The sequence below is a fragment of the Streptomyces sp. NBC_00316 genome (assembly GCF_036158715.1).
GTDB lineage: Bacteria > Actinomycetota > Actinomycetes > Streptomycetales > Streptomycetaceae > Streptomyces.
In genome coordinates this window covers 6,803,188-6,827,500 of sequence record NZ_CP108023.1, presented here as the reverse complement: position 1 = coordinate 6,827,500, position 24,313 = coordinate 6,803,188, and the positions used below count along the sequence as shown (strand labels likewise).

25 protein-coding genes and 2 pseudogenes are annotated in these 24,313 nt (G+C 69.9%); 11 read left to right on the top strand and 16 right to left on the bottom strand.

What is annotated here, in order from left to right; genetic code table 11:
- Nucleotides 1-332: 332 nt before the first annotated feature.
- Nucleotides 333-677 (bottom strand): annotated as a pseudogene (locus OG878_RS30420) (DNA-3-methyladenine glycosylase); the annotation flags it as partial.
- On the opposite strand from OG878_RS30420, the gene OG878_RS30415 reads away from it, so the two are divergent.
- A complete protein-coding gene (locus OG878_RS30415; protein ID WP_328891436.1) occupies nt 597-1,619 on the top strand; it encodes a recombinase family protein in 1,023 nt (340 codons plus the stop codon). The pseudogene OG878_RS30420 and the gene OG878_RS30415 sit on opposite strands and share 81 nt — an antisense overlap.
- 342 nt (nt 1,620-1,961) lie before the next feature.
- On the opposite strand, the gene OG878_RS30410 is transcribed toward OG878_RS30415, so the two are convergent.
- On the bottom strand, nt 1,962-2,573 hold the full coding sequence (locus OG878_RS30410) for a DNA-3-methyladenine glycosylase (protein WP_328889733.1): 612 nt from the start codon (nt 2,571-2,573) through the stop codon (nt 1,962-1,964).
- A 14-nt stretch (nt 2,574-2,587) separates the two neighbouring features.
- Nucleotides 2,588-2,845: pseudogene (locus tag OG878_RS30405) on the bottom strand (DNA-3-methyladenine glycosylase); the annotation flags it as partial.
- Between the two features lie 73 nt (nt 2,846-2,918).
- On the opposite strand from OG878_RS30405, the gene OG878_RS30400 reads away from it, so the two are divergent.
- From OG878_RS30400 to OG878_RS30390, 3 genes are all read left to right on the top strand, one after another.
- Nucleotides 2,919-3,701, top strand: coding sequence for a sporulation protein (locus OG878_RS30400; RefSeq protein ID WP_328889732.1), 783 nt, complete (start codon nt 2,919-2,921; stop codon nt 3,699-3,701).
- Between the two features lie 43 nt (nt 3,702-3,744).
- Nucleotides 3,745-4,275 carry a YbhB/YbcL family Raf kinase inhibitor-like protein gene (locus OG878_RS30395; RefSeq protein ID WP_328889731.1) on the top strand — a complete coding sequence of 177 codons (531 nt, stop codon included), beginning with the start codon at nt 3,745-3,747 and terminating at the stop codon, nt 4,273-4,275.
- Nucleotides 4,276-4,431: 156 nt separating this feature from the next.
- On the top strand, nt 4,432-4,938 hold the full coding sequence (locus OG878_RS30390) for an HNH endonuclease (protein WP_328889730.1): 507 nt from the start codon (nt 4,432-4,434) through the stop codon (nt 4,936-4,938).
- A 109-nt stretch (nt 4,939-5,047) separates the two neighbouring features.
- Here OG878_RS30390 and OG878_RS30385 read toward each other — a convergent pair whose 3' ends face one another.
- The 3 genes from OG878_RS30385 to OG878_RS30375 all read right to left on the bottom strand — a co-directional run bounded on the left by OG878_RS30385 (nt 5,048) and on the right by OG878_RS30375 (nt 7,400).
- Nucleotides 5,048-5,977, bottom strand: a complete 930-nt coding sequence (locus OG878_RS30385) for an SPFH domain-containing protein (protein ID WP_030920228.1) — start codon at nt 5,975-5,977, stop codon at nt 5,048-5,050.
- A 143-nt stretch (nt 5,978-6,120) separates the two neighbouring features.
- A complete protein-coding gene (locus OG878_RS30380; RefSeq protein ID WP_328889729.1) occupies nt 6,121-6,549 on the bottom strand; it encodes an NfeD family protein in 429 nt (142 codons plus the stop codon).
- 53 nt (nt 6,550-6,602) lie between these two features.
- Nucleotides 6,603-7,400 (bottom strand): ABC transporter ATP-binding protein, encoded by a 798-nt coding sequence (locus OG878_RS30375; RefSeq protein ID WP_277325436.1) that lies wholly within the window; start codon nt 7,398-7,400, stop codon nt 6,603-6,605.
- Nucleotides 7,401-7,523: 123 nt separating this feature from the next.
- Here OG878_RS30375 and OG878_RS30370 point away from each other — a divergent pair, with 123 nt between their 5' ends.
- Nucleotides 7,524-8,306 (top strand): hypothetical protein, encoded by a 783-nt coding sequence (locus OG878_RS30370; protein WP_328889728.1) that lies wholly within the window; start codon nt 7,524-7,526, stop codon nt 8,304-8,306.
- A 100-nt stretch (nt 8,307-8,406) separates the two neighbouring features.
- Here the strand turns inward: OG878_RS30370 and OG878_RS30365 are convergent, their stop codons facing one another.
- From OG878_RS30365 to OG878_RS30355, 3 genes are all read right to left on the bottom strand, one after another.
- Nucleotides 8,407-8,661: a chaplin family protein gene (locus OG878_RS30365; RefSeq protein WP_328889727.1), complete on the bottom strand. Its 255-nt coding sequence runs from the start codon at nt 8,659-8,661 to the stop codon at nt 8,407-8,409.
- A 148-nt stretch (nt 8,662-8,809) separates the two neighbouring features.
- Nucleotides 8,810-9,454 (bottom strand): response regulator transcription factor, encoded by a 645-nt coding sequence (locus OG878_RS30360; RefSeq protein WP_328889726.1) that lies wholly within the window; start codon nt 9,452-9,454, stop codon nt 8,810-8,812.
- Nucleotides 9,447-10,592 carry a GAF domain-containing sensor histidine kinase gene (locus OG878_RS30355; protein ID WP_328889725.1) on the bottom strand — a complete coding sequence of 382 codons (1,146 nt, stop codon included), beginning with the start codon at nt 10,590-10,592 and terminating at the stop codon, nt 9,447-9,449. Before OG878_RS30355 ends, OG878_RS30360 begins: the two co-directional genes overlap by 8 nt.
- A 205-nt stretch (nt 10,593-10,797) precedes the next feature.
- Between OG878_RS30355 and OG878_RS30350 the strand changes: the two genes are divergently transcribed.
- The 3 genes from OG878_RS30350 to OG878_RS30340 all read left to right on the top strand — a co-directional run bounded on the left by OG878_RS30350 (nt 10,798) and on the right by OG878_RS30340 (nt 13,687).
- Nucleotides 10,798-11,511: an SDR family NAD(P)-dependent oxidoreductase gene (locus tag OG878_RS30350; RefSeq protein WP_328889724.1), complete on the top strand. Its 714-nt coding sequence runs from the start codon at nt 10,798-10,800 to the stop codon at nt 11,509-11,511.
- A complete protein-coding gene (locus OG878_RS30345) occupies nt 11,508-12,611 on the top strand; it encodes an S-adenosylmethionine:tRNA ribosyltransferase-isomerase (protein ID WP_328889723.1) in 1,104 nt (367 codons plus the stop codon). Before OG878_RS30350 ends, OG878_RS30345 begins: the two co-directional genes overlap by 4 nt.
- 299 nt (nt 12,612-12,910) lie before the next feature.
- Nucleotides 12,911-13,687 (top strand): transglycosylase SLT domain-containing protein, encoded by a 777-nt coding sequence (locus tag OG878_RS30340; RefSeq protein ID WP_328889722.1) that lies wholly within the window; start codon nt 12,911-12,913, stop codon nt 13,685-13,687.
- 89 nt (nt 13,688-13,776) lie between these two features.
- Here OG878_RS30340 and OG878_RS30335 read toward each other — a convergent pair whose 3' ends face one another.
- Nucleotides 13,777-16,326: an ABC transporter ATP-binding protein/permease gene (locus OG878_RS30335; protein ID WP_328889721.1), complete on the bottom strand. Its 2,550-nt coding sequence runs from the start codon at nt 16,324-16,326 to the stop codon at nt 13,777-13,779.
- Between the two features lie 244 nt (nt 16,327-16,570).
- Between OG878_RS30335 and OG878_RS30330 the strand changes: the two genes are divergently transcribed.
- Together OG878_RS30330 and serB are read left to right on the top strand one after the other, a co-directional pair.
- Nucleotides 16,571-18,277: a streptophobe family protein gene (locus tag OG878_RS30330; protein ID WP_328889720.1), complete on the top strand. Its 1,707-nt coding sequence runs from the start codon at nt 16,571-16,573 to the stop codon at nt 18,275-18,277.
- Nucleotides 18,278-18,443: 166 nt separating this feature from the next.
- Nucleotides 18,444-19,700 carry a phosphoserine phosphatase SerB gene (serB, locus tag OG878_RS30325; RefSeq protein ID WP_328889719.1) on the top strand — a complete coding sequence of 419 codons (1,257 nt, stop codon included), beginning with the start codon at nt 18,444-18,446 and terminating at the stop codon, nt 19,698-19,700.
- 93 nt (nt 19,701-19,793) lie between these two features.
- On the opposite strand, the gene OG878_RS30320 is transcribed toward serB, so the two are convergent.
- From OG878_RS30320 to OG878_RS30305, 4 genes are all read right to left on the bottom strand, one after another.
- Nucleotides 19,794-20,312: a SixA phosphatase family protein gene (locus tag OG878_RS30320; RefSeq protein ID WP_328889718.1), complete on the bottom strand. Its 519-nt coding sequence runs from the start codon at nt 20,310-20,312 to the stop codon at nt 19,794-19,796.
- Nucleotides 20,313-20,386: 74 nt separating this feature from the next.
- Nucleotides 20,387-20,593 carry a hypothetical protein gene (locus OG878_RS30315; RefSeq protein ID WP_328889717.1) on the bottom strand — a complete coding sequence of 69 codons (207 nt, stop codon included), beginning with the start codon at nt 20,591-20,593 and terminating at the stop codon, nt 20,387-20,389.
- Between the two features lie 159 nt (nt 20,594-20,752).
- Nucleotides 20,753-20,869 (bottom strand): SGM_5486 family transporter-associated protein, encoded by a 117-nt coding sequence (locus tag OG878_RS30310; RefSeq protein ID WP_277325449.1) that lies wholly within the window; start codon nt 20,867-20,869, stop codon nt 20,753-20,755.
- 17 nt (nt 20,870-20,886) lie between these two features.
- Nucleotides 20,887-22,203, bottom strand: a complete 1,317-nt coding sequence (locus OG878_RS30305) for a CynX/NimT family MFS transporter (RefSeq protein ID WP_443049179.1) — start codon at nt 22,201-22,203, stop codon at nt 20,887-20,889.
- Nucleotides 22,204-22,324: 121 nt separating this feature from the next.
- On the opposite strand from OG878_RS30305, the gene OG878_RS30300 reads away from it, so the two are divergent.
- Nucleotides 22,325-22,999 (top strand): FadR/GntR family transcriptional regulator, encoded by a 675-nt coding sequence (locus OG878_RS30300; protein WP_328889716.1) that lies wholly within the window; start codon nt 22,325-22,327, stop codon nt 22,997-22,999.
- A gap of 15 nt (nt 23,000-23,014) precedes the next feature.
- Here the strand turns inward: OG878_RS30300 and OG878_RS30295 are convergent, their stop codons facing one another.
- A complete protein-coding gene (locus OG878_RS30295) occupies nt 23,015-23,377 on the bottom strand; it encodes a hypothetical protein (RefSeq protein WP_328889715.1) in 363 nt (120 codons plus the stop codon).
- Between the two features lie 167 nt (nt 23,378-23,544).
- Nucleotides 23,545-24,312, bottom strand: coding sequence for an enoyl-ACP reductase FabI (gene fabI / locus OG878_RS30290; RefSeq protein WP_277325453.1), 768 nt, complete (start codon nt 24,310-24,312; stop codon nt 23,545-23,547).
- Nucleotide 24,313 lies beyond the last annotated feature (1 nt).

The following is a 24,313-nucleotide window of genomic DNA, read 5'->3' as shown; positions in this document are numbered from 1 at the left end:
CGCTTTCCAGGTTTCCGCTTTCGCGTTTCCCTTTCCGGCGAGTCCAACGTTACCAGACTCTTTTTCGCTTCCGTTTCCGGTTCGAATTTGATTCCGGCGGCCTTTGGAGTGGCCTTGCCTTTCGGCGTGTCCGCTACGTTAGTCGATTTCCTTGGCGGCTCATAATCGAGCCGATGGGGTCGAATTTCGGCATGCCGAAATTGCACCCGCCAGGGTGAGTCGAAGGTAGTGGTTGGCCGTTTCCGGGTGCTCAAGCCCGGTCCGATGGACCGTGCCGACAGCAGTACCCGTTCAAGCGGCTCGGGCTACATTAGGCGGCCCTTACGGGCGAGTCAAGTTGTGCGGCGGCGTGGCGCATGGGGTCGGTACGGGCTCACGGTGGGGTCGCCGTCGATCCAGATGCGCCAGGGATGCGCGGCGCCATCGCCGCCCACACCGGTGCGGGGACCGTTGCGTACCTGGTCGGAGGGGGGCGGGGTGCCGTGCAGTACGGAAAGCGATGCACCCGGGCGGGCGATGGCGTCGGCGCCGTTCAGCGCTTTGTCGATGTCCAGTGCGGCGGCCAGGCGGGCCGGACCTTTGGCCAGTTCTCTGTCATTGCGGGCCGAGAATCGACGTTTGCGACTGAGGTCCGCGCCCACCCGGATCTCACCCGCCCGGAGCAGAACACCGCTCGCCACAAGGGTGGGAACCTCACGCAGCAGGTCGAACTGAGCCAGGCACTGTGCGACCGGAACGGCTGGACCGTAGTAGAGGTCATCACAGAGAAGGACTCTTCGGCGTCGAAGTTCCGCGTCGTTGAGGGCCGCAAGGTGTCGGCTCGCGGTGAAGGCTGGAGGCGCGTGGTCGAGCTGGTTCGGACGGGTACGGCTGATGTCGTCGTAGCCAGGCACTACGACCGCCTCTACCGGACGACACGAGACCTGGTCGAGCTGGTGGACCTGGCCGAGGAGACCGGCGTTCATCTGGCCGCCGCACAGGCTCAGGGCGTCCTGGACTTGGCGACCCCTTCGGGTCGTCTGGCTGCTCGCATCGGCGCTGCGGTGGCCGAGAACGAGACCGAGATGCGAGTAGAGCGTCAAGTGCTCGGTCATCAGCGCCGCAGGGAGTCGGGCAGGCCCTTCTGGAGCACTCGCCCCTTCGGCTTCGAGCGCGACGGCACGCATGGCGACGAGGAGGCGGAAGCCCTGCAGCAGGCGTACCGGGATGTCCTGGCCGGTGTCTCCCTGTGGTCCATCGCGAAGGACTGGAACGCTCGCGAGCTGCTCTCGCCGCACGGCAACGAGTGGCGCAGCTCGAACCTCCGGGGCGTCCTCTTGAAGCCGAGGAACGCGGGCATCCAGACGTACTCCCAGTGGGTCGAGAAGCCGGATGGGAGACGCGTACGCGTGACCGAGGGGACCGGCACAGCCAACTGGGAGCCGCTCGTCTCCGAGGGCATGTTCCGGGCCCTGGCGCGCTACCTGAGCGACCCTGAGCGCAACACGGGCGGCGGAGGGAAGCGCAAGGCTCTGTTGTCCGGCGTGGTCCGCTGCTCGAAGTGTCAGGCCGTCGTAACACAAGGGCCCTATAGGGAGCCCTCCCGTGTGGTGCTGCTCTGTTCTTACCGGTCGCTGTGAATAGCGGTCGTCTTGCGGATGAGATCGGTGAAGTCGCGGGGGAAGACCATGACAGCCCGCCCGAGCGGGACGATGACCCGTCCCTCATCAAGAGTCGTAAGCGGCCGTCCGTTGATGTATACCGTTGGCTGCTCGTCGTTGTGCACGGTGACCGGGATCCTGGCGGTGCGGAAGAACGCACCAAGGGGTCATCCCCCACCCCTCAGGCCCGGGTCGGGGCACGTCGACAGTCACCCGACCGGCCGGGAACGCGTCACGCGCCACGCTCGCGAGCGGTCACACATCTTCGGGCCCAACTCCGCGCCGACCCATCGGCGAGCCGCGAGCGAGGCGCACAGCGGCTCAGGCTCCGGCGGACGGCTTGGCTCTCGGGCTCAGTCGGTACGCCGAGACCGTTGGATCCCCCGCGAGGTAGAAGCGGTGCTGCCAGTCGTGGGCTTTGCTCACGCCTACCCGAGGACCAACCCGGATGAGTGCGGCGGGTACCGGCTCGCCCTCGGACAGCGCGACCGAGGCGCCTGTCAGTAGGTCTGTGCCGTTGTGCTCTGCCGTGATGCCGAGCGCTTGGCAGAAGTTCCCCGGACCTCGCGCGAGACGTGGACTCTCGACCTTGCCCCCTCGCCGCTCGCGGGCCAGGTCTTCCCCTGCGATGACCCTGCCTGCCCGGATGAGGACAGCTGTAGCGATGCCGTCTGCCCCGGTGACGACGTTGGCGCACCAGTGGAGTCCGTGAGACCGGTAGACGTACAGGTGTCCCGCACGTCCGAACATGACGGCATTTCGGGGTGTCCTGCCTCGGTAGGCGTGGGAGGCAGGGTCGGCCGAACCGGAGTACGCCTCGGTCTCCGTGATGGTGATGCTCACGGTTCCCTCGGGGGTCTCGTGGGTGAGGATGGCACCGAGCAGCTTGGGGGCGACTTCTTCAGCGGGGTGAGCAAGATCCATGACGTTCATGCTGACCGCCTTGACATGCCGTAGGTGAAGTAGACGTACGCATGGCCGGGTGGTCCGTACATCACGCTGTTGCGGTGGGTGCGGCCGCGGAAGGCGTGCGAGCCGGGGTCGATCTCGCCCGCGTACGCCTCCACCTCGGTGAGCCGGAGCTCGATGGGGCCGGCGGCGGTGTTCCGTACCAGTGTGCGGCCCAGGAGGTCGGGGGCCACGTCCAGGACGGGGCGGTCGAAGAAGTCGCGATTCAGCGGCGTACGGTCCAAGCCCTCGATCATGGCGCTCGAGGGTACCGGGAACCGACTACGGTCGTGGCGCGTATGTAGGGGTCAGGACCAAGGAGGAGTGAATATGGGCTTCAAGCGGCTGCTCGCGAGCATGGGTGCCGGTGGTGCTTCGGTGGAGACGGAACTGACCGAGGTCAACGTCGTACCGGGCGGGGTCGTCCAGGGCGAGGTGCGGATCCAGGGCGGCTCCGTGGCGCAGCAGATCGAGGGACTGTCGGTCGGCCTGCAGGCGCGCGTCGAGGTCGAGGGCAACGACCAGGAGATGAAGCAGGACATCGAGTTCACCAAGCTGCGTCTCGGTGGCGCGTTCGAGGTGCAGGCCGGTGCGGTGCACGTCGTGCCGTTCGGACTCGAGATTCCGTGGGAGACGCCGATCACGATGTTCGCCGGCCAGCATCTGCACGGCATGAACATCGGTGTGACGACCGAGCTGGAGATCGCGCGGGCCCTGGACTCGGGCGACCTCGACCCGATCAATGTGCACCCGCTGCCGGCGCAGCAGGCGATCCTGGACGCGTTCGGCCGGCTGGGATTCGGCTTCCGCAGCGCGGACATGGAGCGCGGTCACATTCGCGGTACGCGTCAGCGGCTGCCGTTCTACCAGGAGATCGAGTTCTTCCCGCCGCAGCAGTACCGGGGGCTGAACCAGGTCGAGTTGTCGTTCGTCGCGGACGACCGCGAGATGGACGTCGTGCTGGAGATGGACAAGAAGCCGGGGCTCTTCAGTGAGGGCAGCGACTCGTACCGGTCGTTCAAGGTGGATCTGAACGACTTCCAGGGGACCGACTGGGCGGCGTACCTCAACCAGTGGCTCGCCCAGGTCGGCGGTCAGCGCAACTGGCTCTAAGGTCGGTGGCGAGATACCGGAACCGATCAGGAGAGGTGTTGACGTGACCGAGTCGAAGAGGCCGCCGCTGCCGCACGACTTCCATCCCGAGGTACCGTCGTTCGCGGTGGTGAGCGAGGATCTCGCTCCCGGGGCCGTGCTGGCGGATGCCCAGGTGTTCGCGGCCGGGAACACCTCCCCGCAGCTGCGGTGGGAAGGCTTCCCGGCGGAGACCAAGAGTTTCGCCGTGACCTGCTTCGATCCCGACGCCCCGACGGGCAGCGGGTTCTGGCACTGGGTCGTCTTCGACATCCCGGCGTCCGTCACGGAGCTGCCGGCCGGTGCGGGCAGCGGGAAGTTCGACGGGCTGCCCGAGGGTGCCGTTCAGGCCCGTAACGACTACGGGCCGAAGGAGTTCGGCGGGGCCGCGCCGCCGGCCGGTGAGAACCACCGCTATGTCTTCACCGTGTACGCGGTGGACACCGAGAAGCTGGGGGCCGACAGCGATGCGTCGCCCGCGGTCGTCGGATTCAATTTGCGGTTCCACACCCTGGGACGTGCTCAGCTGATCGGTGAGTACCGGGGTCCCGCGTAGTACTCCGTGAGCCGAGAGTTCCTCTGCTGTTTGCCCTGCCCTGGTCTTGGAGAGATCAGGGCAGGGCATTTTTTATTGCGTTGTCCATCACGGCCTGCCCAGCCAGAGTTGATCCGGGCCTGCCAGGGGGCGGGTGGCACACGGGAGGTGGGCGAAATGCGGGACACGCTGGTTCTCAACGCGAGCTTCGAGCCGCTGTCGACGGTGACGCTGAACCGTGCAGTGGTGCTGATCCTGCAGGACAAGGCTGTCGTCGAGCAGTCCCACCCCGATCTCCGTATGCGTGGTGCCGCGGTGGACATTCCGGTGCCCCGGGTGATCAGACTCTGCCGGTACGTACGGGTGCCGTTCCGAAGACAGGCGCCGTGGTCGAGAAGGGGTGTGCTGATACGGGACCAGCACCGGTGCGCGTACTGCGGGCGGCGGGCGACGACCGTCGACCACGTGGTGCCGCGCGCCCAGGGTGGTCAGGACACCTGGCTCAACACGGTGGCGTCCTGCGCCGAGGACAATCACCGCAAGGCGGCCCAGACGCCGGAGCAGGCGGGGATGCCGTTGCTGCGGCAGCCGTTCGTACCGTCGCCCGCGCAGGCCATGCTGCTGGCGCTGGGGGCCGGTGACCGGGCTGCGCTGCCGGAGTGGCTGGACCGGTCTGCGGCGTAGGCACTCTGCGCATTTCGCAGCGACGTGAGCCCGTCTTCGTACGCACGAAGACGGGCTTCGTGCATGACAGGCGCTCCGTGCGCCGGTCATGCACGAGTCGTGTCCGCCGTCAGTCGACCGGGGGTTCCTCGCGGCGCTCCTTGCCGGTGTTGAAGCCCGGGACACCGGTGCCGAGGTTACCGAAGGCACCGCTGAGGCCCTTGAGGGCGTCACCGATCTCGCTGGGCACGATCCAGAGCTTGTTGGCGTCGCCCTCGGCGATCTTCGGGAGCATCTGGAGGTACTGGTACGAGAGGAGCTTCTGGTCCGGGTCGCCGGCGTGGATGGACTCGAAGACCGTACGGATGGCCTGCGCCTCGCCCTCCGCGCGCAGGGCCGCGGCCTTGGCCTCGCCTTCGGCGCGCAGGATCGCGGACTGCTTCTCGCCCTCCGCGGTGAGGATCGCGGACTGCCGCGTTCCTTCGGCCTGGAGGATCGCGGCGCGCTTGTCACGGTCGGCGCGCATCTGCTTCTCCATCGAGTCCTGGATGGAGGTGGGCGGTTCGATCGCCTTGAGCTCGACGCGGTTGACGCGGATGCCCCACTTGCCGGTGGCTTCGTCGAGAACTCCGCGGAGGGCGGCGTTGATCTCCTCGCGGGAGGTCAGGGTCCGCTCCAGGTCCATGCCGCCGATGATGTTGCGGAGGGTGGTGACGGTGAGCTGCTCGATCGCCTGGATGTAGCTGGCGACTTCGTACGTCGCGGCCCGCGCGTCCGTCACCTGGTAGTAGATGACGGTGTCGATGTTGACGACCAGGTTGTCCTGGGTGATCACCGGCTGCGGCGGGAACGGGACGACCTGTTCACGGAGGTCGATCCGGTTGCGGATGGTGTCGATGAACGGAACGACGATGTTCAGGCCTGCGTTGAGCGTACGGGTGTAGCGGCCGAAGCGCTCCACGATGGCGGCACTGGCCTGCGGGATGACCTGGATCGTCTTGATCAGGGCGATGAAGACGAGCACCACCAGAATGATCAGGACGATGATGATCGGTTGCATCGTGTTCCTCGTGCCCTTCGGTTGCCGGCGGATCGCGATGATCGAGGTCGGATCCCCTGAAGTCCGGATCTGTGGGAGGTCCGGACTTCACGATGATCGACATCGAGTCTGGCAGACCGCGGTCCGCCGTGTGTGCGGTTCGGTCACATGACGACGGCCGTAGCCCCGTCGATCTCCACGACGTCCACCTGCTGGCCGGGTTCGAAGCTCTGGTCCCCGTCGTACGCACGGGCCGACCAGATCTCCCCCGCCAGCTTGATCCGGCCACCACCGCCGTCGACCCGTTCCAGGACGACGGCCTGACGGCCTTTCAGCGCATCTATACCCGTGGCGAGTTGCGGCCGGTCGGCGCGGTGCCTGGCGGCGATCGGGCGGACCACCGCGATGAGCGCGACGGAGACCACGACGAAGACCAGGACCTGGGCCACGATGCCGCCGCCGAGCGCTGCGACGACTGCCGCGGCAACCGCTCCGACGGCGAACATCCCGAACTCGGGCATCGCGGTCAGGACGAGGGGAATACCCAGTCCGACAGCACCGATCAGCCACCACACCCACGCGTCGATGTCCACGTGGTCATGGTAGGACCGCGGCCCCTTCGCCGACAGGGCAGCGATCAGGACATTCAGGACAGCGGAAGGCCGTGCGCGGTGTAGCGGTCGCTCGCGTGCTCGACGATGAGCGGCAGACCGAAGCAGAGGGAGAGGTTCCGGGAGGTGAGCTCGGTCTCCATGGGGCCCGCGGCGAGGACCTTGCCCTGGCGGATCATGAGGACGTGCGTGAAGCCCGGGGCGATCTCCTCGACATGGTGGGTGACCATGATCATGGAGGGAGCGAGGGGGTCCCTGGCGAGCCGGCCGAGGCGGCGGACCAGGTCCTCGCGGCCACCGAGGTCGAGACCGGCGGCGGGCTCGTCGAGGAGGAGCAGCTCGGGGTCGGTCATCATGGCGCGGGCGATCAGTGTGCGCTTGCGCTCGCCCTCGGAGAGGGTGCCGAACCTGCGGTCGAGGTACTCGGTCATGCCGAGCCGGTCGAGGAAGGCGCGGGCGCGGTCCTCGTCGACGGCGTCGTAGTTCTCGTGCCAGGTGGCGGTCATGCCGTACGCGGCGGTGAGCACCGTCTGCAGAACGGTCTGGCGCTTGGGCAGCTTCTCGGCCATGGCGACGCCCGCGATGCCGATCCGGGGGCGCAGGTCGAAGACGTCGGTGCCGACGCCGCCGAGCTGCTCGCCGAGGATCCTGGCGCTGCCCCGGGTCGGGAAGAGGTAGCTGGACGCAATGTTGAGGAGGGTGGTCTTGCCGGCGCCGTTCGGGCCGAGGATGACCCAGCGCTCCCCCTCCTTGACCGACCAGGAGACGTCGTCCACCAGAGCGCGTCCGTCGCGGACCACGGATACGTCCACCAGCTCCAGTACATCGCTCATGAGCGCGTTGTCTCCCCATGCAGTCTCGAGATCGTCGCGTGCCTGTGGGCACAGCTCCCAGGGAAAACCTACGCCACCCGCGGAGTGGTCCAGCTCTTAGGTCCGGTTCCCTAGGCTGTTCCCATGCTTTCGGAACCACGCTCAGGGCTGCTGGCCGCATGGGGAAACGCGCTTCTGGCCGGACTTGTGTCGCCGGACGACGCAGCGCACGCGATTGTCGGGGAGGACGCGGTGCACCGCGTCGAGGGACTGCCGGGTGAGACGGGGTCGGTCGGGCTCACGCTTGCACTGGGGCGGCTGCGGAGACTGGGGGCGACGGGCTTCAGGGTCGCGCTGCCGGCGCCGGGGCATCCGCTGGGGCTCAGCGGTCCGCCGGAGTTCAACGCGCGGGCGCTGGAGGCCGAGGAGGCGGTGGTCGCGTCCGGTGTGCCGTACGGACTGGTGCCCGAGGTGCGGGAGGTGGGACCGGCCGGGGACCTGCACGTCGAGGTGGTCTGGCGCTGTCTGCCGGTACGGGAGGCGCCGCCGGCCGATGTGCCGTCGCTGAGCGAGGCGGAGCGGGAGCTCGCGGAGGCGTTGCGGGATGCGACGGCAGTGCTGTCGCGGCTGGACGTGGCCGGCTCGGGACCGGTGGCGGAGGCGGCGGTGGACGCCTACCGGGCACGGGCGGAGCGGGGGCGCGAAGTGCTCGCACCGGGGTATCCGCCGCGGGCGGTGCGGGTGTTGGAACTGGCCCAGCGGGTGGGGCTGCTGATCTCGGTGGCGTACGAGACCGGGCACGGCGGGGCGGTGAGCGCGTCGGAGATCGCGGCCCGGGCGGAAGCGTTGCGGCCGGTCGAGCGGGTCGCCCGGCGGGCTCAGGTGGCGGCGTACAACGCGTATGTGGAGGACCGGGAACGGGGGTAGCCGGACGGCGGACGGAGTGTCCGGGCCGTTCCGGTGGCCCGTCTGCCCTCCGACGCCGGACGGGCTTCCTGCCCGTCCGGCGTCGGAGGACCTGGAGCGGTCAGCCGTTCAGGCCGAAGTTGCCGAAAGCCGGGTTGAGCAGTCCGATCACATTGACCGTGTTGCCGACCACGTTCACCGGGACGTGGACCGGGACCTGGATGACGTTGCCGCTGGCCACGCCCGCGGAGTGGGTCGCCACACCGTGGGCGCCCGCGCCCGAGCCGTGGCCCGTGGCAGAGGCCGCGCCCGCGCCTGCGGCGATGATGCCACCGGCGATCATGGTGACGGCAGCGGCCTTCTTCAGGTTCTTCACTTCAGGATCCTCCTCGCGTTGCCGCGGCCGGCCGCCGCAGCATGCATGGAGAACGCCCCCGGGCCCGGCAGGATGCGCCGTTCGGGTGACATACACCCGACAGTATGAATCTCGGTCCGGAGGGAACCGTCTCCCGACTCGGCGCTGATCAGCCCGCCGCCCCGTGCCGGACGGCCCAGAGGGCCGCCTGGGTGCGGTCCGCCAGATCCAGCTTCATCAGAATGTTCGAGACATGCGTCTTGACGGTCTTCTCGGAGAGGACCAGCGCCCGGGCGATCTCACGGTTGGAGCGGCCGTCGGCGATCAGGCCCAGCACTTCCCGCTCGCGATCGGTGAGGGTGCTCCCCCGGCCCGTACCGCCGCCCGCGTCCTCCTGGGCGAGCAGGGCTCCGGCGACCTCCGGCTGGAGCAGGACATGGCCCGCGTACACCGAGCGGATGGCGCCGGCCAGTGCGTCCGGGTCGACGTCCTTGTACACGTAACCGGAGGCGCCCGCGCGCAGGGCGGGCACCACCGTGCGCTGCTCGGTGAAGCTGGTGACGATCAGCACCTTGGCGGGGTTGTCCAGCTCCCGGAGCCTGCGGAGTGCCTCGATGCCGTCCGTGCCCGGCATCTTGATGTCCATCAGGACCACGTCGGGGCGCATCTCCTCCGCCCTGGCCACGCCCTCCGCGCCGTCGGCCGCCTCGCCGACCACCTCTATGTCGTCCTGGATCTCCAGGAACGTACGCAGACCGCGGCGGACCACCTGGTGGTCGTCGACCAGCAGCACCCTGATGATCCTGTCAGCCACCGGGTACCTCCATCTCGATCGTGGTGCCCCTGCCGGGCGCCGATTCAACGGTGAGCCTTCCGCCGACGCCGCTCGCCCGGTCCCTCATCGACACCAGGCCCAGATGGCGTCCTGCCTGCCGCGTGGCCCCGGGCTCGAATCCGCTGCCGTCGTCGGTGATCCGCAGCACCGCGCCCGAGCCGTGGCGGCCCAGTGTGACGTCGACCCGGCCGGCGCCCGAGTGACGCAGCGCGTTGTGCAGGGCCTCCTGGGAGACCCGGAGCAGTGCCTCCTCCTGGGCGGCGGGCAGGGCCCGTACACCGAGGCTCTCGAAGGTGACGCGGGCGGTGTGGGCGCGGTCCAGGACCTGGATCTGGGTGCGGAGCGTCGCGACGAGTCCGTCCTCGTCGAGCGCGGCCGGGCGCAGTTCGACGACGGCCGCCCGCAGCTCGTCCACCGCCTCGGCGGCCAGCGCGGCGACCTGCTGGAGCTCGCCCTTGGCGCGCGCCGGATCGCGGTCGACCAGGGCGGCGGCGGCCTGGGCCGTCAGCCGCAGCGAGAACAGCTTCTGGCTGACCGCGTCGTGCAGCTCGTGGGCGAGACGGGACCGCTCCTCGGCAATGGTGAGCTCGCGGCTGCGCTCGTACAGCCGGGCATTGGTGAGGGCGATCGCCGCGTGCTGGGCGAGTATCGACAGCAGGTCCTCGTCCTGTGCGGTGAAGCCGCAGCTGCCCTGTGGTTTGGGGCACCGCTTGTTGGCGAGGAAGAGCGCACCGATGATCTCGTCGCCGTCCCTGATGGGCAGTCCGAGGAAGTCGGACATGTCGGGGTGGGCGGCCGGCCAGCCCTCGAAGCGGGGGTCCTTGCGGACGTCGGCGAGGCGCTCGGGCTTCGCCTCGTGGAGCATCGCGGCGAGGATGCCGTGCTGACGGGGCAGCGGTCCGATGGCCTTCCACTGCTCGTCGCTGACGCCGTCGACGACGAACTGGGCGAAGCCGCCGTGGTCGTCGGGGACACCCAGGGCCGCGTACTCGGCTTCCAGCAGTTCGCGGGCGGAGACGACGATCGTCTTCAGGACGTCACGCATTTCGAGGTGCCGGCTCATCGCGAGCAGGGCGGCACTCACCGCTGCGAGGCCCGAGGGTGGGCTGTGGCTCATGGCCTCACGGTACCGGCGGCGTGGCCTGGCCGTATCGGCCTGTGGACGGCCGGTGCTTAGGGCGTTGGGACTAGGCCGAAGTGCCTTGTGGGGGTGCGGCTCGCGGACGAGGCGCGGGAGGCCGGGGCGTTCCTACGTTGGGTGTGCCGGGGTCCACCGGCGAGGACCGACGTCATCGGACGTGAGCAACAAGGGGACGGTTGGCATGCCTGTCGCATTGATCACGGGTGCTTCGAAGGGGCTGGGGCGTGCGCTGGCCGCGGCGCTCGCGCAGCAGGGCTGGGATCTGGTGCTGGACGCCAGGACCACGGCGGCGCTGGAGGAGACCGCGAAGGAGCTCGCGGGGTTCGGGGCGCGGGTGGTCGCGGTTCCCGGCGATGTCACGGATGCCGGGCACCGCGCGGAGCTGGTGACCGCTGCCGGGGAGCTCGGCGGGCTCGATCTGCTGGTGAGCAATGCGAGTGCGCTGGGTGTCGAGCCGCTCGTGCGGCTCGATGCGCTGCCGCCGGACGGGCTGCGGCAGGCGCTGGAGACCAATGTGGTGGCGGCGCTCGGTCTGGTGCAGGGGGCGCTGCCGCTGCTGCGGGCCGCGGCGGCGGGCACGGTCGTGGTGGTGAGTTCGGACGCGGCGGCGGAGCCGTACGAGAGCTGGGGCGGTTACGGGGCGTCGAAGGCGGCGCTCGACCAGCTGGCCGCCGTTCTGGGGGTGGAGGAGCCGGGGCTGCGGGTGTGGGCGGTCGACCCGGGAGACATGCAGACCGGCCTCTATGCGGCGGCGGTACCGGAGGACGACGCTCCGCGGCCGCTTCCGGAGAGTGCGGTGCCCGTGTTCCTGCGGCTTCTGGAGCGTCGGCCGCCGAGCGGCCGGTACACGGCATCGGGTCCGGCCGGGTCGGAGCTGCACGGGGAGGGAGCGTGACCGCGCTGGAGGCGTTGCGGGTGCCTGCGGAACTCCTGGCACGGGTGCCTGCGGAGCAGCGGGGCGCGGGGCGTGATGACGTACGGCTGCTGGTGTCCCGGGGACAGGAGGTCTCGCACCATGCGTTCCGGGAGCTGCCGGGGCAGCTGCGGGCCGGGGACGTGCTCGTCGTCAATACGTCACCGACGCTGGCCGCCGCGGTGAACGGGCGGGTGGGCGGTGAGCGCGTGGTCGTGCACTTCTCGACGCGGGGTGAGGACGGGCGGTGGGCCGTGGAGCTGCGGCGGCCGGACGGTACGGGTGCGACGGTGCCGCGCCGTGGTGGGCCGGCCGGGGCGGTCGTCCGTCTGCCGGACGGCTCGCGGCTCGTGCTGGAGGAGCCGCTGGGCGGCCCCCGTGGGTACGGGCCGGGGGTGCTGGGCGCGACAGGGGGGGCCAGGCTGTGGTGGGCGCGGGTGCCGGTGGGGGTGGCGGGGTTGCTGCGGCGGTACGGGCGGCCGATCCGTTACGGGTACACGGAGCGGGACCAGCCGCTGTCCGCCTATCAGACGGTCTTCGCGGTGGACTCCCCCGACGGAAGCGGTTCGGCGGAGATGCCGAGCGCCGCCCGGCCGTTCACCGCGCGGATGGTGGCCGCGCTGGTGAGCCGCGGTGTGCAGTTCGCGCCGGTGACGCTGCATACGGGGGTGGCGTCGGCGGAGGCGCACGAGCCGCCCTACCCGGAGCGTTTCGCGGTGCCGCGCACCACGGCCTGGCTGGTCAATGCGGCGCGGGCGGCGGGTGGGCTCGTCGTCGCGGTGGGTACGACGTCGGTGCGGGCGCTGGAGTCGTCGGTGGGGGCGGACGGGGTGGTGCGGGAGGCCGCGGGCTGGACGGATCTGGTCGTGACGCCGCAGCGCGGCGTGCGGGTGGTGGACGGGCTGCTGACCGGGCTGCACGAGCCCGAGGCCTCGCATCTGCTGATGCTGGAGGCGATCGCCGGGCGGGCGGCGCTGCAGAGCGGATACGCCCAGGCGCTGCGCCATCGGTACCTCTGGCACGAGTTCGGGGACGTACATCTGCTGCTCCCAGAACCGGAACGTGACACTCCGAATTGCTGAAGCAACGGTCGGCGAGATTGTTACACGCCCGATGTGAGGCCGCGCATAGGACCCACGTCACTTACGAGGCGCGCTAGTGGATGACCCGACAGTGCGGCGACGTAGTGCACCACCGGGGAGGGGTGCGAGCCGCGGTGGGCGAGTAGGACCGTGATCCACTATCCGAGGTCGTAGGTCACATGATTGCCACAAGATTTTGCGGTCGCTAAGAATTGCTCTCGTCCCCGACGGAGATGCGAACCCGTCGCACCCGTCGCCGTCCTCCGTGAGGACCCCGCAATTCGAAGAGGTACGACTGTATGTCCGCGTTCAGCATCACCAGCCGTCTTCACCGTCTGAACAAGACGCAGAAGCTCTCCGCCGCGGGTGTCTCCGCCGTCGCCGCCGCCGCTCTCTCGCTCTCCCTCGTTCCGGCCCACGCCGAGACCCAGGCCAAGCCGCAGACCGAGCCGCAGGCGCCGTCCACCGCTCCGGTGGTCTTCGCCGCCAGCGCTCCGCAGGCCAGGACCATCCAGGCCAGCATCATCGAGCAGCACTCCACCGCCGAGAAGCTGGTGAAGGCCGCCGACGCCGTCAAGGCGAAGAAGGCCGCCGCCAAGGCGAAGGCCGAAGCGAAGGCCAAGGCCACCGTGGCCAAGGCGAAGGCCGAGCACGCCGCGAAGGCGAAGGCCAAGGCCGCCGCCAAGGCGAAGGCCGACGTCGCGAAGCGGTCCACCCAGGCCGCCAGCCGCTCCGCCGCCCGTACCCCGGTCTACGCCAACAACCTGAACGGCTGGATCACCGAGGCGCTGGACATCATGAAGGCCAAGGGCATCCCCGGTTCGTACAACGGTCTGTACCGCAACATCATGCGCGAGTCGACCGGCAACCCGAACGCGGTGAACGGCTGGGACGTCAACGCCCAGAACGGCACCCCGTCCTGCGGCCTGCTGCAGGTCATCCAGCCGACGTTCAACGCCTACCACGTCCCCGGCACCTCGTCGAACATCTACGACCCGGTCGCCAACATCACCGCCGCGGCCAACTACGCCGCCGACCGGTACGGCTCGATCGACAACGTCAACAGCGCCTACTGATCGGCCCATGTCAGCATGGACAACGCCGAAGGGCGGCACCCCATTCCGGGTGCCGCCCTTCGGCGTTCCGTGCGTGCTGCGCCCCTGCCCTACTTGCGCATGACCTCCGGCTCGTGGCGCCGCAGCAGCCGCGCGACCGCGAAGCCGCAGATGAGGCCGAGGAACAGCAGCACCGCGATGTTCATCCCCCACTGGCCGGCCGTGTGCTCCCACAGCGGGTCCAGGTCGGTCGGGTTCTTCTGGTCCCACGGCGGCATCAGGTGCGCGAGGTCGAGCGTCGCGGCCGCCGCGGCGATGGCCCAGCGGGACGGCATCAGCCAGGCGAACTGCTCCAGGCCGGGCGATCCGTACACCTGGAAGAGGATGCCGGTGAAGACGACCTGGACGATCGCGAACATGACCAGCAGCGGCATGGTCTTCTCGGCGGTCTTCACCAGTGAGGAGATCACCAGGCCGAACATCATCGAGGTGAAGCCGAGGGCGGTGATCGTGACGCAGAGCTCGACGGCCGGCGGCATGATCAGGCCCTCTTCGGGCAGATCGCGGGAGGCGAAGCCGATGCCGCAGATGATGACACCCTGGATGGCCGTGATCAGACCGAGGACGATCACCTTGGACATCAGATAGGCGGAGCGGGAGAGACCGGTGGCCCGTTCCCGTTCGTAGATGACGCGTTCCTTGATCAGCTCTCGTACGGAGTTGGCCGCACCGGAGAAGCACATGCCGACCGCGAGGATCAGCATGATCGTTCCGGCGTCTCCGTTGAACTTCGACGGCGGCTTCGGCGGGGCCAGGCCGAAGTCGGCCGGGATGACCACGCTGACGATGCCGAGCACCGCGGGCAGGATCACCATCAGACCCATGAAGCCCTTGTCGGACGCGATCACCGACACATATCGACGGATGAGCGTCCACAGCTGCGCCATCCAGCCCTGCGGCTTCGGCGGACGCATCTGCTGCGGCGGCGGCATGTGTACGGACTGTGCGGCGACGGCGTCGATGTCCGCGGCGTACATCTGGTAGTGCTGCGAACCGCGCCAGCGGCCCGCCCAGTCGTAGTCGCGGTAGTTCTCGAACGCGGAGAAGACGTCGGCCCAGGTGGTGTAGCCGAAGAAGTTGAGCGCTTCCTCCGGCGGACCGAAGTAGGCGACGGAGCCGCCGGGCGCCATCACGAGCAGCTTGTCGCAGATCGCCAGCTCGGCCACCGAGTGCGTGACGACGAGGACCGTACGGCCGTCGTCGGCGAGGCCGCGCAGCAGCTGCATGACATCGCGGTCCATGCCCGGGTCGAGGCCGGAGGTCGGCTCGTCCAGGAAGATCAGCGACGGCTTGGTGAGCAGCTCGAGTGCGACGGAGACACGCTTGCGCTGGCCACCGGAGAGCGAGGTGACCTTCTTGTCCTTGTGGATGTCGAGCTTGAGCTCAGCGAGGACCTCATGGATCCGGGCCTGCCGTTCGGCCTCGGTGGTGTCCGCGGGGAAGCGGAGCTTGGCCGCGTACTTGAGGGCCTTGGTGACCGTGAGTTCCTTGTGCAGGATGTCGTCCTGCGGGACCAGACCGATGCGCTGGCGCAGCTCGGCGAACTGCTTGTACAGGTTCCGGTTGTCGTAGAGGACATCGCCCTGGTTGGCGGGCCGGTAGCCGGTGAGCGCCTTGAGCAGGGTCGACTTGCCGGAGCCCGACGGGCCGATGACCGCGATGAGCGACTTCTCCGGGACGCCGAACGAGACGTCCTTGAGGATCTGCTTCCCGCCGTCGACCGTCACCGTGAGGTGGCGGGCGGAGAAGGAGACCTCACCGGTGTCGACGAACTCCTCGAGCCGGTCGCCGACCAGGCGGAACGTCGAGTGGCCGACACCGACGATGTCGTTCGGGCCGATCAGCGCGGAGCCCGACTTGTGGAGCGGCTGACCGTTGACGTACGTGCCGTTGTGGGAACCGAGGTCGCGGATCTCGAAGCGGCCGTCGGGGGTCGCGTGGAACTCGGCGTGGTGGCGCGAGACCTGGAGGTCGGAGACGACGAGCTCGTTCTCCAGCGCACGGCCGATGCGCATCACACGGCCGAGGTCCAGCTGGTGGAAGGTGGTCGGGCTGCGGTCGCCGTAGACCGGCGGAGCCCCCGCGGCGCCGCCGGGCCCACCTGCACCGGGTGTCTTCGCCGCGCCCTGCTGGTGCGGCACATGAGGCTGCGGCGGCGGCCCGCCCTGCGGGGCCTGCTGCCAGGCCTGCTGCTGTTGCTGCGGCGCCGGGTCCGGGTGGCCCGGCCAGCCGGCGCCGCCCTGCTGCGGCTGCTGTGCGCCCGCACCCTGGCCGCTGTACACATCGGCGCCCGCGGCTGCGCCGCTGAAGCTCAGCCGCGGTCCGTCAGTGGCGTTCCCCAGGTGCACGGACGAGCCCGGCCCGATCTCCATCTGATGGATGCGCCGGCCCTGCACATACGTGCCGTTGGTCGAGCCGTGGTCCTCGATGAACCAACTGCGGCCCCCCCAGCTGATCGTGGCATGCCGCCACGACACCCTGGCGTCGTCGATCGACAGGTCGCCCTGCGGATCGCGCCCGAGGGTGTACGGCCTGGACGGATCGAGCGTCCAGGTCCTTCCATTCAATTCCAGTACGAGTTCCGGCACTCCGCGCCCCACTAGTTGTCCCCCGAGTTACCCCCATCACAGGGAGTCTAGGGATGCTGAACATCGTGGGGAACTATTCCAGGAGCAGTCCTCGATACGAAAGTCGGGCAGGGACAGGACCGTGACGAGACCTCCCGGTACGCGCCGTTGACTCGGGAGATACGGGCTCGGAGAGTGGTAAGCGCCCATGAGTGCGTACGGATCATGAGCGAACAGGTCAACTCGGGGCATCTCGGCGCGGATTGAGGGGGGCCTCATGGCCAGGGACGTGCGCGGGGGCGGCGACGGCGGTACGGGGCGCATCCCTTGGGGAGATGCAGTGCTGGCAGCCATCGCCTCGGTGAGCTGGGCGATGGCCGCGATGGCGGGGACGGCGGCCCTCGGACTGCATCTGCTCGGCGCCGACTCGGCGGGGGCGCTGGGTCCGATGACCGCGGCCGTGGTGGTGCTGGGGGCGGGCGGATCGGTCTCTCCGTCGGGTGATGTGTCGGCGTTCGGCCTGGACGCGGCCGAGGCGCACACCGCTCTGTCGGTCACGCCCCTGGGGGTGGGGCTCGCCGGCGCGCTGTTCCTCTCTTTCTTCTTCCTGCGGTCGCTGCGCGGGGCGGGGCCGGTTCTCTCCGGTGCCGAACTCGCGGTCCGCGCAGGGGCGGTGGTGGCGATGTTCGTCGCCGTGCTCGGCGGGCTCGCCTGGGCGGGGCACGACGTCGTGACGATCGACGGCGGGTCGCTGGGGCTGGACCGGGTGCCGGGGGCGGGCGGCGACGGGCCCGGTGGGGCGGGAGACGTCGGCGGCCTGCTGCCGGACGGGCTCGGCGACCTGGGTGACCTCGGCGGGCTGCTGCCGGACCGGCTGGCGGATCTCGCGCGGGCGCAGGCCCATGTCGGTTTCACGGTCGACCCGTTGAAGTCGCTGGCGGGCGGTGCCTGCTGGGTACTCGGCGTACTGGTGATCGCGGTGCTGGCCTCACGTCGCACGCCGCTGCCGTCCGCTGCGGCGCGGCTCCACCGCACCGTACGCCCGGCGGTGTCCGCGCTGGTGTCGGTCCTGCTGGTCGCGGTGGTCGCCGGCTGCGCGGCCGCGGCGTACGCGGCGGCCGGCGACGACCACCCGAAGCGGATCGCGGGTGCCGCGCTGCTCGGGGCGCCGAACGGGGCATGGCTCGGGGTACCGATCGGCCTCTTCGTGCCGTGGCAGGGGCAGGCGACCGGCGAGCTGGCGAAGCTGCTCCCCGACCCGCTGGACGAGCTGCTGCGGATCTCCGCCGACGAGCCGGTGACGGTCGGGTCGCTGGCCGAACTGGACGCCCGGGTCTGGCTGTTGGCGGTCGCCGCCGTGGTGATGATGCTGTACGCGGGGGTGCTCGCCGCAACACGTACCGACCGGGGGGAGGCGACCGTCGCCGGGTTCACGGGGCGGTGTGCGCTGCGGCTCGCGGGCGTATCGGCGGCGGCGCTCCCTCTGCTGGTGTGGCTGACGCAGGTGTCGGCGGGCGCCTCCCTGTCGGTGCTGGGCTTCGATGCGTTCGGGGCCGGGATCGAGCTGCACGGGGAGATGGGGACGGCCGCGGCGCTGGGTGCGGTGTGGGGCGCGGGTGCGGGTGGGGTGGGTGCGCTGGTGGCGTGCGCGGCGGGGGCGACTCCCGCGGTCCCCGCGGCCGCGGCGCTCGCGCCGGGGGCGCCGGGCTGGAACGGTGGCGGGGGCGACGGTGCCGGCGGGAGCGGCGCCGGTGGGGTGCCCGGCCCGTATACGCCGTCGCGGCCCTACCGGCCGCCGCACGAGGAGACCAACCCGTATCTGCGTCCGCATCCGTCCGATGCGATGCACGGGGCGCCGACGGTGGCGGGGCCGATCGGCCCGCTCGCCCCGCCGAAGGTGCCGCCCCCGGGGCCCGGACCGGCGCCGGAAAACGGCGGCCGGGAGCGGCCGGCGCCCTCGGACCGGCCCCCCGCGCGAGAATGAACGTTCGTCCTCCCTGGCACCGGTGACTGCGGTAACACCGGGTGAACATTTCGTCTCCCGCGCACCGGACCTGCACGGAAACGCGCCGGTCGGGAATCCGTGGCCGGTGTCCGGTCCGCGGGACGGGCTTCGGGGGCAAGAGGCGTACCGATACGGTGGAGGCACCATGAGCGCATCTCAGCCCCCTCAGTCTCCCCCGTCTCCTGAGCACCCTGAGCCTCCTCAGGGCACCGACACCCCCACCCTTCTCGTCAAGATCTTCGGGAAGGACCGTCCCGGAATCACCGCCGGGCTCTTCGACACACTCGCCGCCTACTCGGTCGACGTCGTCGACATCGAGCAGGTCGTCACCCGTGGCCGCATCGTCCTGTGCGCGCTGGTCACCACCCCGACCGCGGGCGGTACCACCGAGGGCGATCTGCGGGCGACCGTGCACAGCTGGGCCGAATCGCTGAAGCTGCAGGCCGAGATCATCTCCGGCACCGGGGACAACCGGCCCCGCGGATACGGGCGCTCCCATGTGACCGTCCTCGGGCACCCGCTGACCGCCGAGTCGACCGCCGCCATAGCGGCCACGATCACGTCGACGGGCGGCAACATCGACCGGATCTTCCGGCTGGCGAAGTACCCGGTCACGGCCGTCGAGTTCGCCGTGTCCGGCACCGGGACCGAGGAGCTGCGGACCGCTCTGGCGACCGCGGCCGCAGGGATCGGGGTCGACGTGGCCGTCGTATCGGCCGGACTGAGCCGCCGTGCGCAGCGGCTGGTCGTCATGGATGTCGACTCGACGCTCATCCAGGACGAGGTGATCGAGCTGTTCGCGGCCCACGCCGGCTGCGAGGACAAGGTCGCCGAGGTGACCGAGCAGGCGATGCGCGGCGAGCTCGACTTCGAACAGTCGCTGCACGCGCGGGTGGCGCTGCTGGCGGGGCTCGATGCGTCGGTGGTGGACAAGGTGCGCGCCGAGGTGCGGCTGACGCCCGGTGCCCGCACCCTGATCCGCACGCTGAAGCGGCTCGGCTACCAAGTGGGCGTCGTCTCCGGCGGGTTCACCCAGGTCACCGACGATCTCAAGGAACGGCTCGGGCTCGACTTCGCCTCCGCCAACACCCTGGAGGTGGTCGACGGCAAGCTCACCGGCCGGGTCGTCGGCGACATCGTGGACCGGGCGGGCAAGGCCAGGCTGCTGCGCAGCTTCGCCGAGCAGGCCGGGGTGCCGCTGGCGCAGACCGTAGCGATCGGTGACGGTGCGAACGACCTGGACATGCTGAACACGGCCGGCCTCGGGGTCGCCTTCAATGCGAAACCGGTCGTCCGCAAGGCCGCGCACACCGCGGTGAACGTGCCGTTCCTGGACACCGTGCTGTATCTGCTCGGGATCACCCGCGAGGAGGTCGAGGCCGCCGACGGTCACCAGGTCTGACCGGCCGGCCTCGTGCCGTGCGCACGGCACAGGCCCCGGCACTCGTGACCGAAGCGTCCCGGTGCCGGGGCCTTTCCGTGTACGGCGGCGCGATCAGTCGTTCGGCGTCCAGTACTCGACGAGCTTGCCCACCCCGTGCTCCACGCCCTTCCAGGAGCCGGAGAACTCGATCACGGCGAACGCCGCGGTCGGGAAGCCGCCGCGGCCCATCCGGGCCAGGGCGTCGCCCTCCGCCGATCCGGCGAGGGCGTCCGCGACGGCGTGCATGCCGGGGTTGTGGCCGATGAGCAGGATATTGCGTACGTCGTCGGGGGTCTCGTTGAGCAGGGCGATCAGCTCGCCGAGGGAGGCCTCGTACAGCCGCTCCTCGTACACGGTCCTGGGCCGGTGAGGCATTTCGTGCACCGCCAGCTTCCAGGTCTCGCGCGTCCTGGCGGCAGTCGAGCAGAGGGCCAGATCGATGGTGACACCGGAATCGACGAGTTTGCGGCCGGCTACCGGCGCATCCTTGCGACCGCGCTCCGCGAGCGGCCTCTCATGGTCGGAGTCCTGCGACCATTCCGCCTTTGCATGCCTGAGAAGGACGATCCTGCGAGGTGTATCGACGCTCATACACCTCAGCTTCGCACGAAATGTGCCGCCCGGCGCAGGGTGTTGGAGGGCTTCCCCACCGAGGGTGAACGACGTCAGAGGGTCAGCAGGCCGACGATGCGCGCGAGCAACTGACCGACCGCCGGATCGGTCGTCGCGGCGTGCGCCTCGCCGGATCCCGAGATCAGCAGCAGCAGCGCGGCGAACGCGACCGCGGGCAGCGCGACGGCCCACCACGGCAGCCTGACCTCGACACCAGCCGGGGCCGGGCGGGGCGATCGGGTGTGCGTACGGGCCGCCATGTCCGCCTCCGTGGGGCATCGGTGCTGATACCAAGAACCTACGGACACGGGGGCGCCGGTCCCATCCGGTGAGCCACCCACTTCACCCTGACCCTGGCCCCCTAGGGGAAGGTGGTGCTGGCCCCACCATCGGCCCCGGAGGCGGCGCTGCGCACGGTGTCAGGGGGAGGCGATCGAGGCGATCACTCCGATGATCACCGAGATCAAGAGCATCGCCCCGAGCACGAGGAGAAGCTTCTTCTGTCCGTTCTGCGGATTCGGGTCAAGGACTGGCATGGAGCCAGTCTCGCATCTCAGCATTCGTCCTCGATCGTCCGGTCCCGCCCGGCGAGGATGCCGGCCACCATCTGCGGCACCATCAGCCCCGCCATCAGCGCGATCGGCAGCCCCCAGCCGCCGCTGTGCTGGTACAGCACGCCGACGAGCAGCGGGCCGGGGATCGAGATCAGGTAGCCGGTGGACTGGGCGAACGCGGAGAGCCGGACCACCCCGGCGCCGCTGCGGGTCCGCATGCCGATCATGGTGAGGGCGAGCGGGAAGGCGCAGTTGGCGATGCCGAGGAGCAGCGCCCAGACCCAGGCGCCGCCGACCGGTGCGAGGTAGAGCCCCGCGTAGCCGACGAGGCCGCAGGCACTGAGGAGGACGACGATCGGGCCCTGGCTCTTCATCCGGCCGGCGACCCGGGGGATGACGAAGGCGAGCGGCACACCCATGGCCATGGTCACAGCGAGCAGGACGCCCGCCGTGCCGGCCGAGACCCCGGCGTCGCGGAAGATCTGCGGCAGCCATCCCATGGTGATGTAAGCGGCGGTGGCCTGCAGGCCGAAGAAGCAGGCAAGACCCCAGGCGGTGCGGCTGCGGGTGATCCGCAGGGCCGGGGCGTCCCCGTGCTGCGGGGCGGCGGCCTGTCCGGGGGCGTTCTTCCGGTCCCGTACCACCGGGATCCAGGGCAGGACCGCGGCGGCGGCGAGCGCGGCCCAGATGCCGAGGCCGGCCTTCCAGCTGCCGCCGAGAGCATCGGTCATGGGCACGGTGATCGCTGCGGCGAGTGCGGTGCCGAGGGCGAGCGCCATCGAGTAGAGGCCGGTCATGGAGCCGACCCGGTCCGGGAACCAGCGCTTGACGATCACCGGCATCAGGACGTTGCTGACGGCTATCCCCATGAGGGCGAGCGCGCTGGCGGCGAGGAATCCTGCCGTGGAGCCGACGAGCGGCCGGATCACCAGGCCGGCCGCGATGGCGGCCATGCCGGCACAGACGACCGCGCCGGGGCCGAAGCGCCGCGCGAGGCGCGGCGCCATGATGCCGAAGACCGCGAAACAGAGCGGCGGTACGGAGGTGAGGACACCTGCGACGCTGCCGCTCATGTGCAGCCCGTCCCGTACGTCTTCGAGGAGGGCGCCGAGGCTGGTGATGGCGGGGCGGAGGTTGAGTGCGGTGAGGACGAGACCGACGGTGACCAGACGGAGCGTCCAGGCGTTGGGGCCCGTGATGGTCTGCGGGGCTGCAGTGGCACCCATGTCGGAGGACGCGTACGCCATGCCGGAGGAGGCGTACGCCGTGGCGGTGGGGCTGGTCCGGGTCCGGTGCTGGGTCTCGTCTTCGGGCATGTGGTCCATCATAGAATCATGGGATGATTGGTTGTCCACTCGCAGGAGAGCCTTCGGAAACCGCCGGTCGGCACGCGTGCCGGAGAATCCGGAAGTCCCGAGGATCCGAGCAAGGAGCATCATGGCGCTGACGTCTCCGCGTCGTTCGGCACTCGCCGACCAGGTGATCGCCCAGCTGAGGAATCAGATCACCTCGGGCGAATGGCCCGTCGGTTCACGGATTCCGACCGAACCCGAGCTGGTGGAGCAGCTGGGGGTGGCCCGCAACACCGTCCGCGAGGCCGTGCGCGCGCTCGCGCACAACGGGCTGCTGGACATCCGCCAGGGGTCGGGTACGTATGTCGTCGCCACCAGCGAGCTGGCCGGGGTGATGCACCGCCGGTTCGCGGCCGCCGATCCCCGGCATGTCGCCGAGCTGCGCTCGACTCTGGAGTCGTCGGCCGCCCGGCTGGCGGCCACGCGGCGCACCGAGCGCGATCTGAAGCAGCTGGACGCGCTCATGGTGCGTCGCGAGGAGACCTGGGCCGCGGGGGACGTGGAGGCGTTCGTGGCCGCGGACGCGACGCTGCATCTGGCCGTGGTCGCCGCGTCGCACAACGACGTGCTGACCGGTCTCTACGCCGACCTCGGAGATCTGCTGCGCGACTATCTCCGGGGCGATGTCGGGCACGAGCTGCGGCCCGAGAACCACATGGACCATGCACGGCTGGTCGAGGCCATCCGGGCCGGTGATCCGGAGACCGCGGCCGCCGAGGCCGCGAGTCATGCGCTGAGCTGTCTGGTCGACCGCGCCTGATCCGGACGAGCGGTCCTACACCCGTTCGTGGCTGACCCAGACGGAGGCGACTTCCTTCCAGCAGCGGTCGTCGAGCCGCACCGTCTGCCCGGGAGCGACCTCGACGGGTATGCCGTCCGCGTCTATGTCCCACCAGCGGTCGCATTCGGTATGCAGCTGTACGCGGTCGATGGAGGGGTACGGGTTGTGGCAGTAGGCGATCACCCGGGATCCCTGGACGGAGGTGCGGCAGTCGGCCCCGTAAGGGTCCGGGACGGGCGCGGCGGGCGCGGACGCCCCGAACCGCCCCATGCCGGACAGGCCCAGGGGGGCCACAAGTGCGGCGACGGCGACCGAGGCCGCCAGCAGGGCCCAGGTTCGGCGACGTGTGGGGCGCACAGCGATCTCCTCCCCGCAGCCCGACCAAAAGTCCGGTTCCACCACATTCTGCGGTGGAACGACCTTCTTTTCGACTTGAGCGGGGGAACCCGGAGCGGGACGCACGGCGGCCGCGCACCATCTCCTCGGAGGTGGTACGCGGCCGTGCCGTGCGGGGTCCTGCGGGGTCAGGCGCCCATCATGTGCACGCCACCGTCGACGTGGATGATCTCGCCCGTGGTCTTCGGGAAGAAGTCCGAGAGCAGGGCGACGACACCACGGCCGGCGGGCTCCGGGTCGGCCATGTTCCAGGCGAGCGGGGAACGGGTGTTCCAGACGTCCGCGAGCTCCGTGAAACCGGGGATGGACTTGGCGGCCATCGAGCCGATCGGTCCGGCCGAGATCAGGTTGCAGCGGATGTGGTCCTTGCCCAGGTCGCGGGCGAGGTAGCGGGAGGTGGCCTCCAGCGCTGCCTTGGCCGGGCCCATCCAGTCGTACTGCGGCCAGGCGAACTGTGCGTCGAAGGTGAGGCCGACGATCGAGCCGCCCTCGCTCATCAGCGGCTTGCAGGCCATGGCGAGCGACTTCAGCGAGAACGCCGAGACGTGCATCGCGGTGGCGACGGACTCGAACGGCGTGTTGAGGAAGTTGCCGCCGAGCGCGTCCTGCGGCGCGAAGCCGATGGAGTGGACGACGCCGTCCAGCGAACCGAGCTCGTCACGGACCAGGCCCGCGAGCCGGTCCAGGTGCTCGGTGTTGGTCACGTCCAGCTCGATGACCTTGGCGGGCTTGGGCAGCTTCTTGGCGATGCGCTCCGTCAGCGTGGGCCGGGGGAAGGCGGTCAGGATGACTTCGGCGCCCTGCTCCTGTGCCACCTTGGCGGTGTGGAAGGCGATGGACGACTCCATCAGCACACCGGTGATGAGGATGCGCTTGCCGTCGAGAATTCCGCTCATG

What these genes read in the sequence shown, in the direction of transcription:
- fabI (WP_277325453.1), bottom strand. Translation starts at nt 24,312, where the DNA reads ATGAGCGGAATTCTCGACGGCAAGCGCATCCTCATCACCGGTGTGCTG.
- OG878_RS30390 (WP_328889730.1), top strand. Translation starts at nt 4,432, where the DNA reads ATGCGGGACACGCTGGTTCTCAACGCGAGCTTCGAGCCGCTGTCGACG.
- OG878_RS30400 (WP_328889732.1), top strand. Translation starts at nt 2,919, where the DNA reads ATGGGCTTCAAGCGGCTGCTCGCGAGCATGGGTGCCGGTGGTGCTTCG.
- OG878_RS30330 (WP_328889720.1), top strand. Translation starts at nt 16,571, where the DNA reads ATGGCCAGGGACGTGCGCGGGGGCGGCGACGGCGGTACGGGGCGCATC.
- OG878_RS30355 (WP_328889725.1), bottom strand. Translation starts at nt 10,592, where the DNA reads ATGAGCCACAGCCCACCCTCGGGCCTCGCAGCGGTGAGTGCCGCCCTG.
- OG878_RS30370 (WP_328889728.1), top strand. Translation starts at nt 7,524, where the DNA reads ATGCTTTCGGAACCACGCTCAGGGCTGCTGGCCGCATGGGGAAACGCG.
- OG878_RS30340 (WP_328889722.1), top strand. Translation starts at nt 12,911, where the DNA reads ATGTCCGCGTTCAGCATCACCAGCCGTCTTCACCGTCTGAACAAGACG.
- OG878_RS30310 (WP_277325449.1), bottom strand. Translation starts at nt 20,869, where the DNA reads ATGCCAGTCCTTGACCCGAATCCGCAGAACGGACAGAAGAAGCTTCTC.
- serB (WP_328889719.1), top strand. Translation starts at nt 18,444, where the DNA reads ATGAGCGCATCTCAGCCCCCTCAGTCTCCCCCGTCTCCTGAGCACCCT.
- OG878_RS30320 (WP_328889718.1), bottom strand. Translation starts at nt 20,312, where the DNA reads ATGAGCGTCGATACACCTCGCAGGATCGTCCTTCTCAGGCATGCAAAG.
- OG878_RS30350 (WP_328889724.1), top strand. Translation starts at nt 10,798, where the DNA reads ATGCCTGTCGCATTGATCACGGGTGCTTCGAAGGGGCTGGGGCGTGCG.
- OG878_RS30385 (WP_030920228.1), bottom strand. Translation starts at nt 5,977, where the DNA reads ATGCAACCGATCATCATCGTCCTGATCATTCTGGTGGTGCTCGTCTTC.
- OG878_RS30315 (WP_328889717.1), bottom strand. Translation starts at nt 20,593, where the DNA reads ATGGCGGCCCGTACGCACACCCGATCGCCCCGCCCGGCCCCGGCTGGT.
- OG878_RS30300 (WP_328889716.1), top strand. Translation starts at nt 22,325, where the DNA reads ATGGCGCTGACGTCTCCGCGTCGTTCGGCACTCGCCGACCAGGTGATC.
- OG878_RS30410 (WP_328889733.1), bottom strand. Translation starts at nt 2,573, where the DNA reads ATGAACGTCATGGATCTTGCTCACCCCGCTGAAGAAGTCGCCCCCAAG.
- OG878_RS30375 (WP_277325436.1), bottom strand. Translation starts at nt 7,400, where the DNA reads ATGAGCGATGTACTGGAGCTGGTGGACGTATCCGTGGTCCGCGACGGA.
- OG878_RS30305 (WP_443049179.1), bottom strand. Translation starts at nt 22,203, where the DNA reads ATGCCCGAAGACGAGACCCAGCACCGGACCCGGACCAGCCCCACCGCC.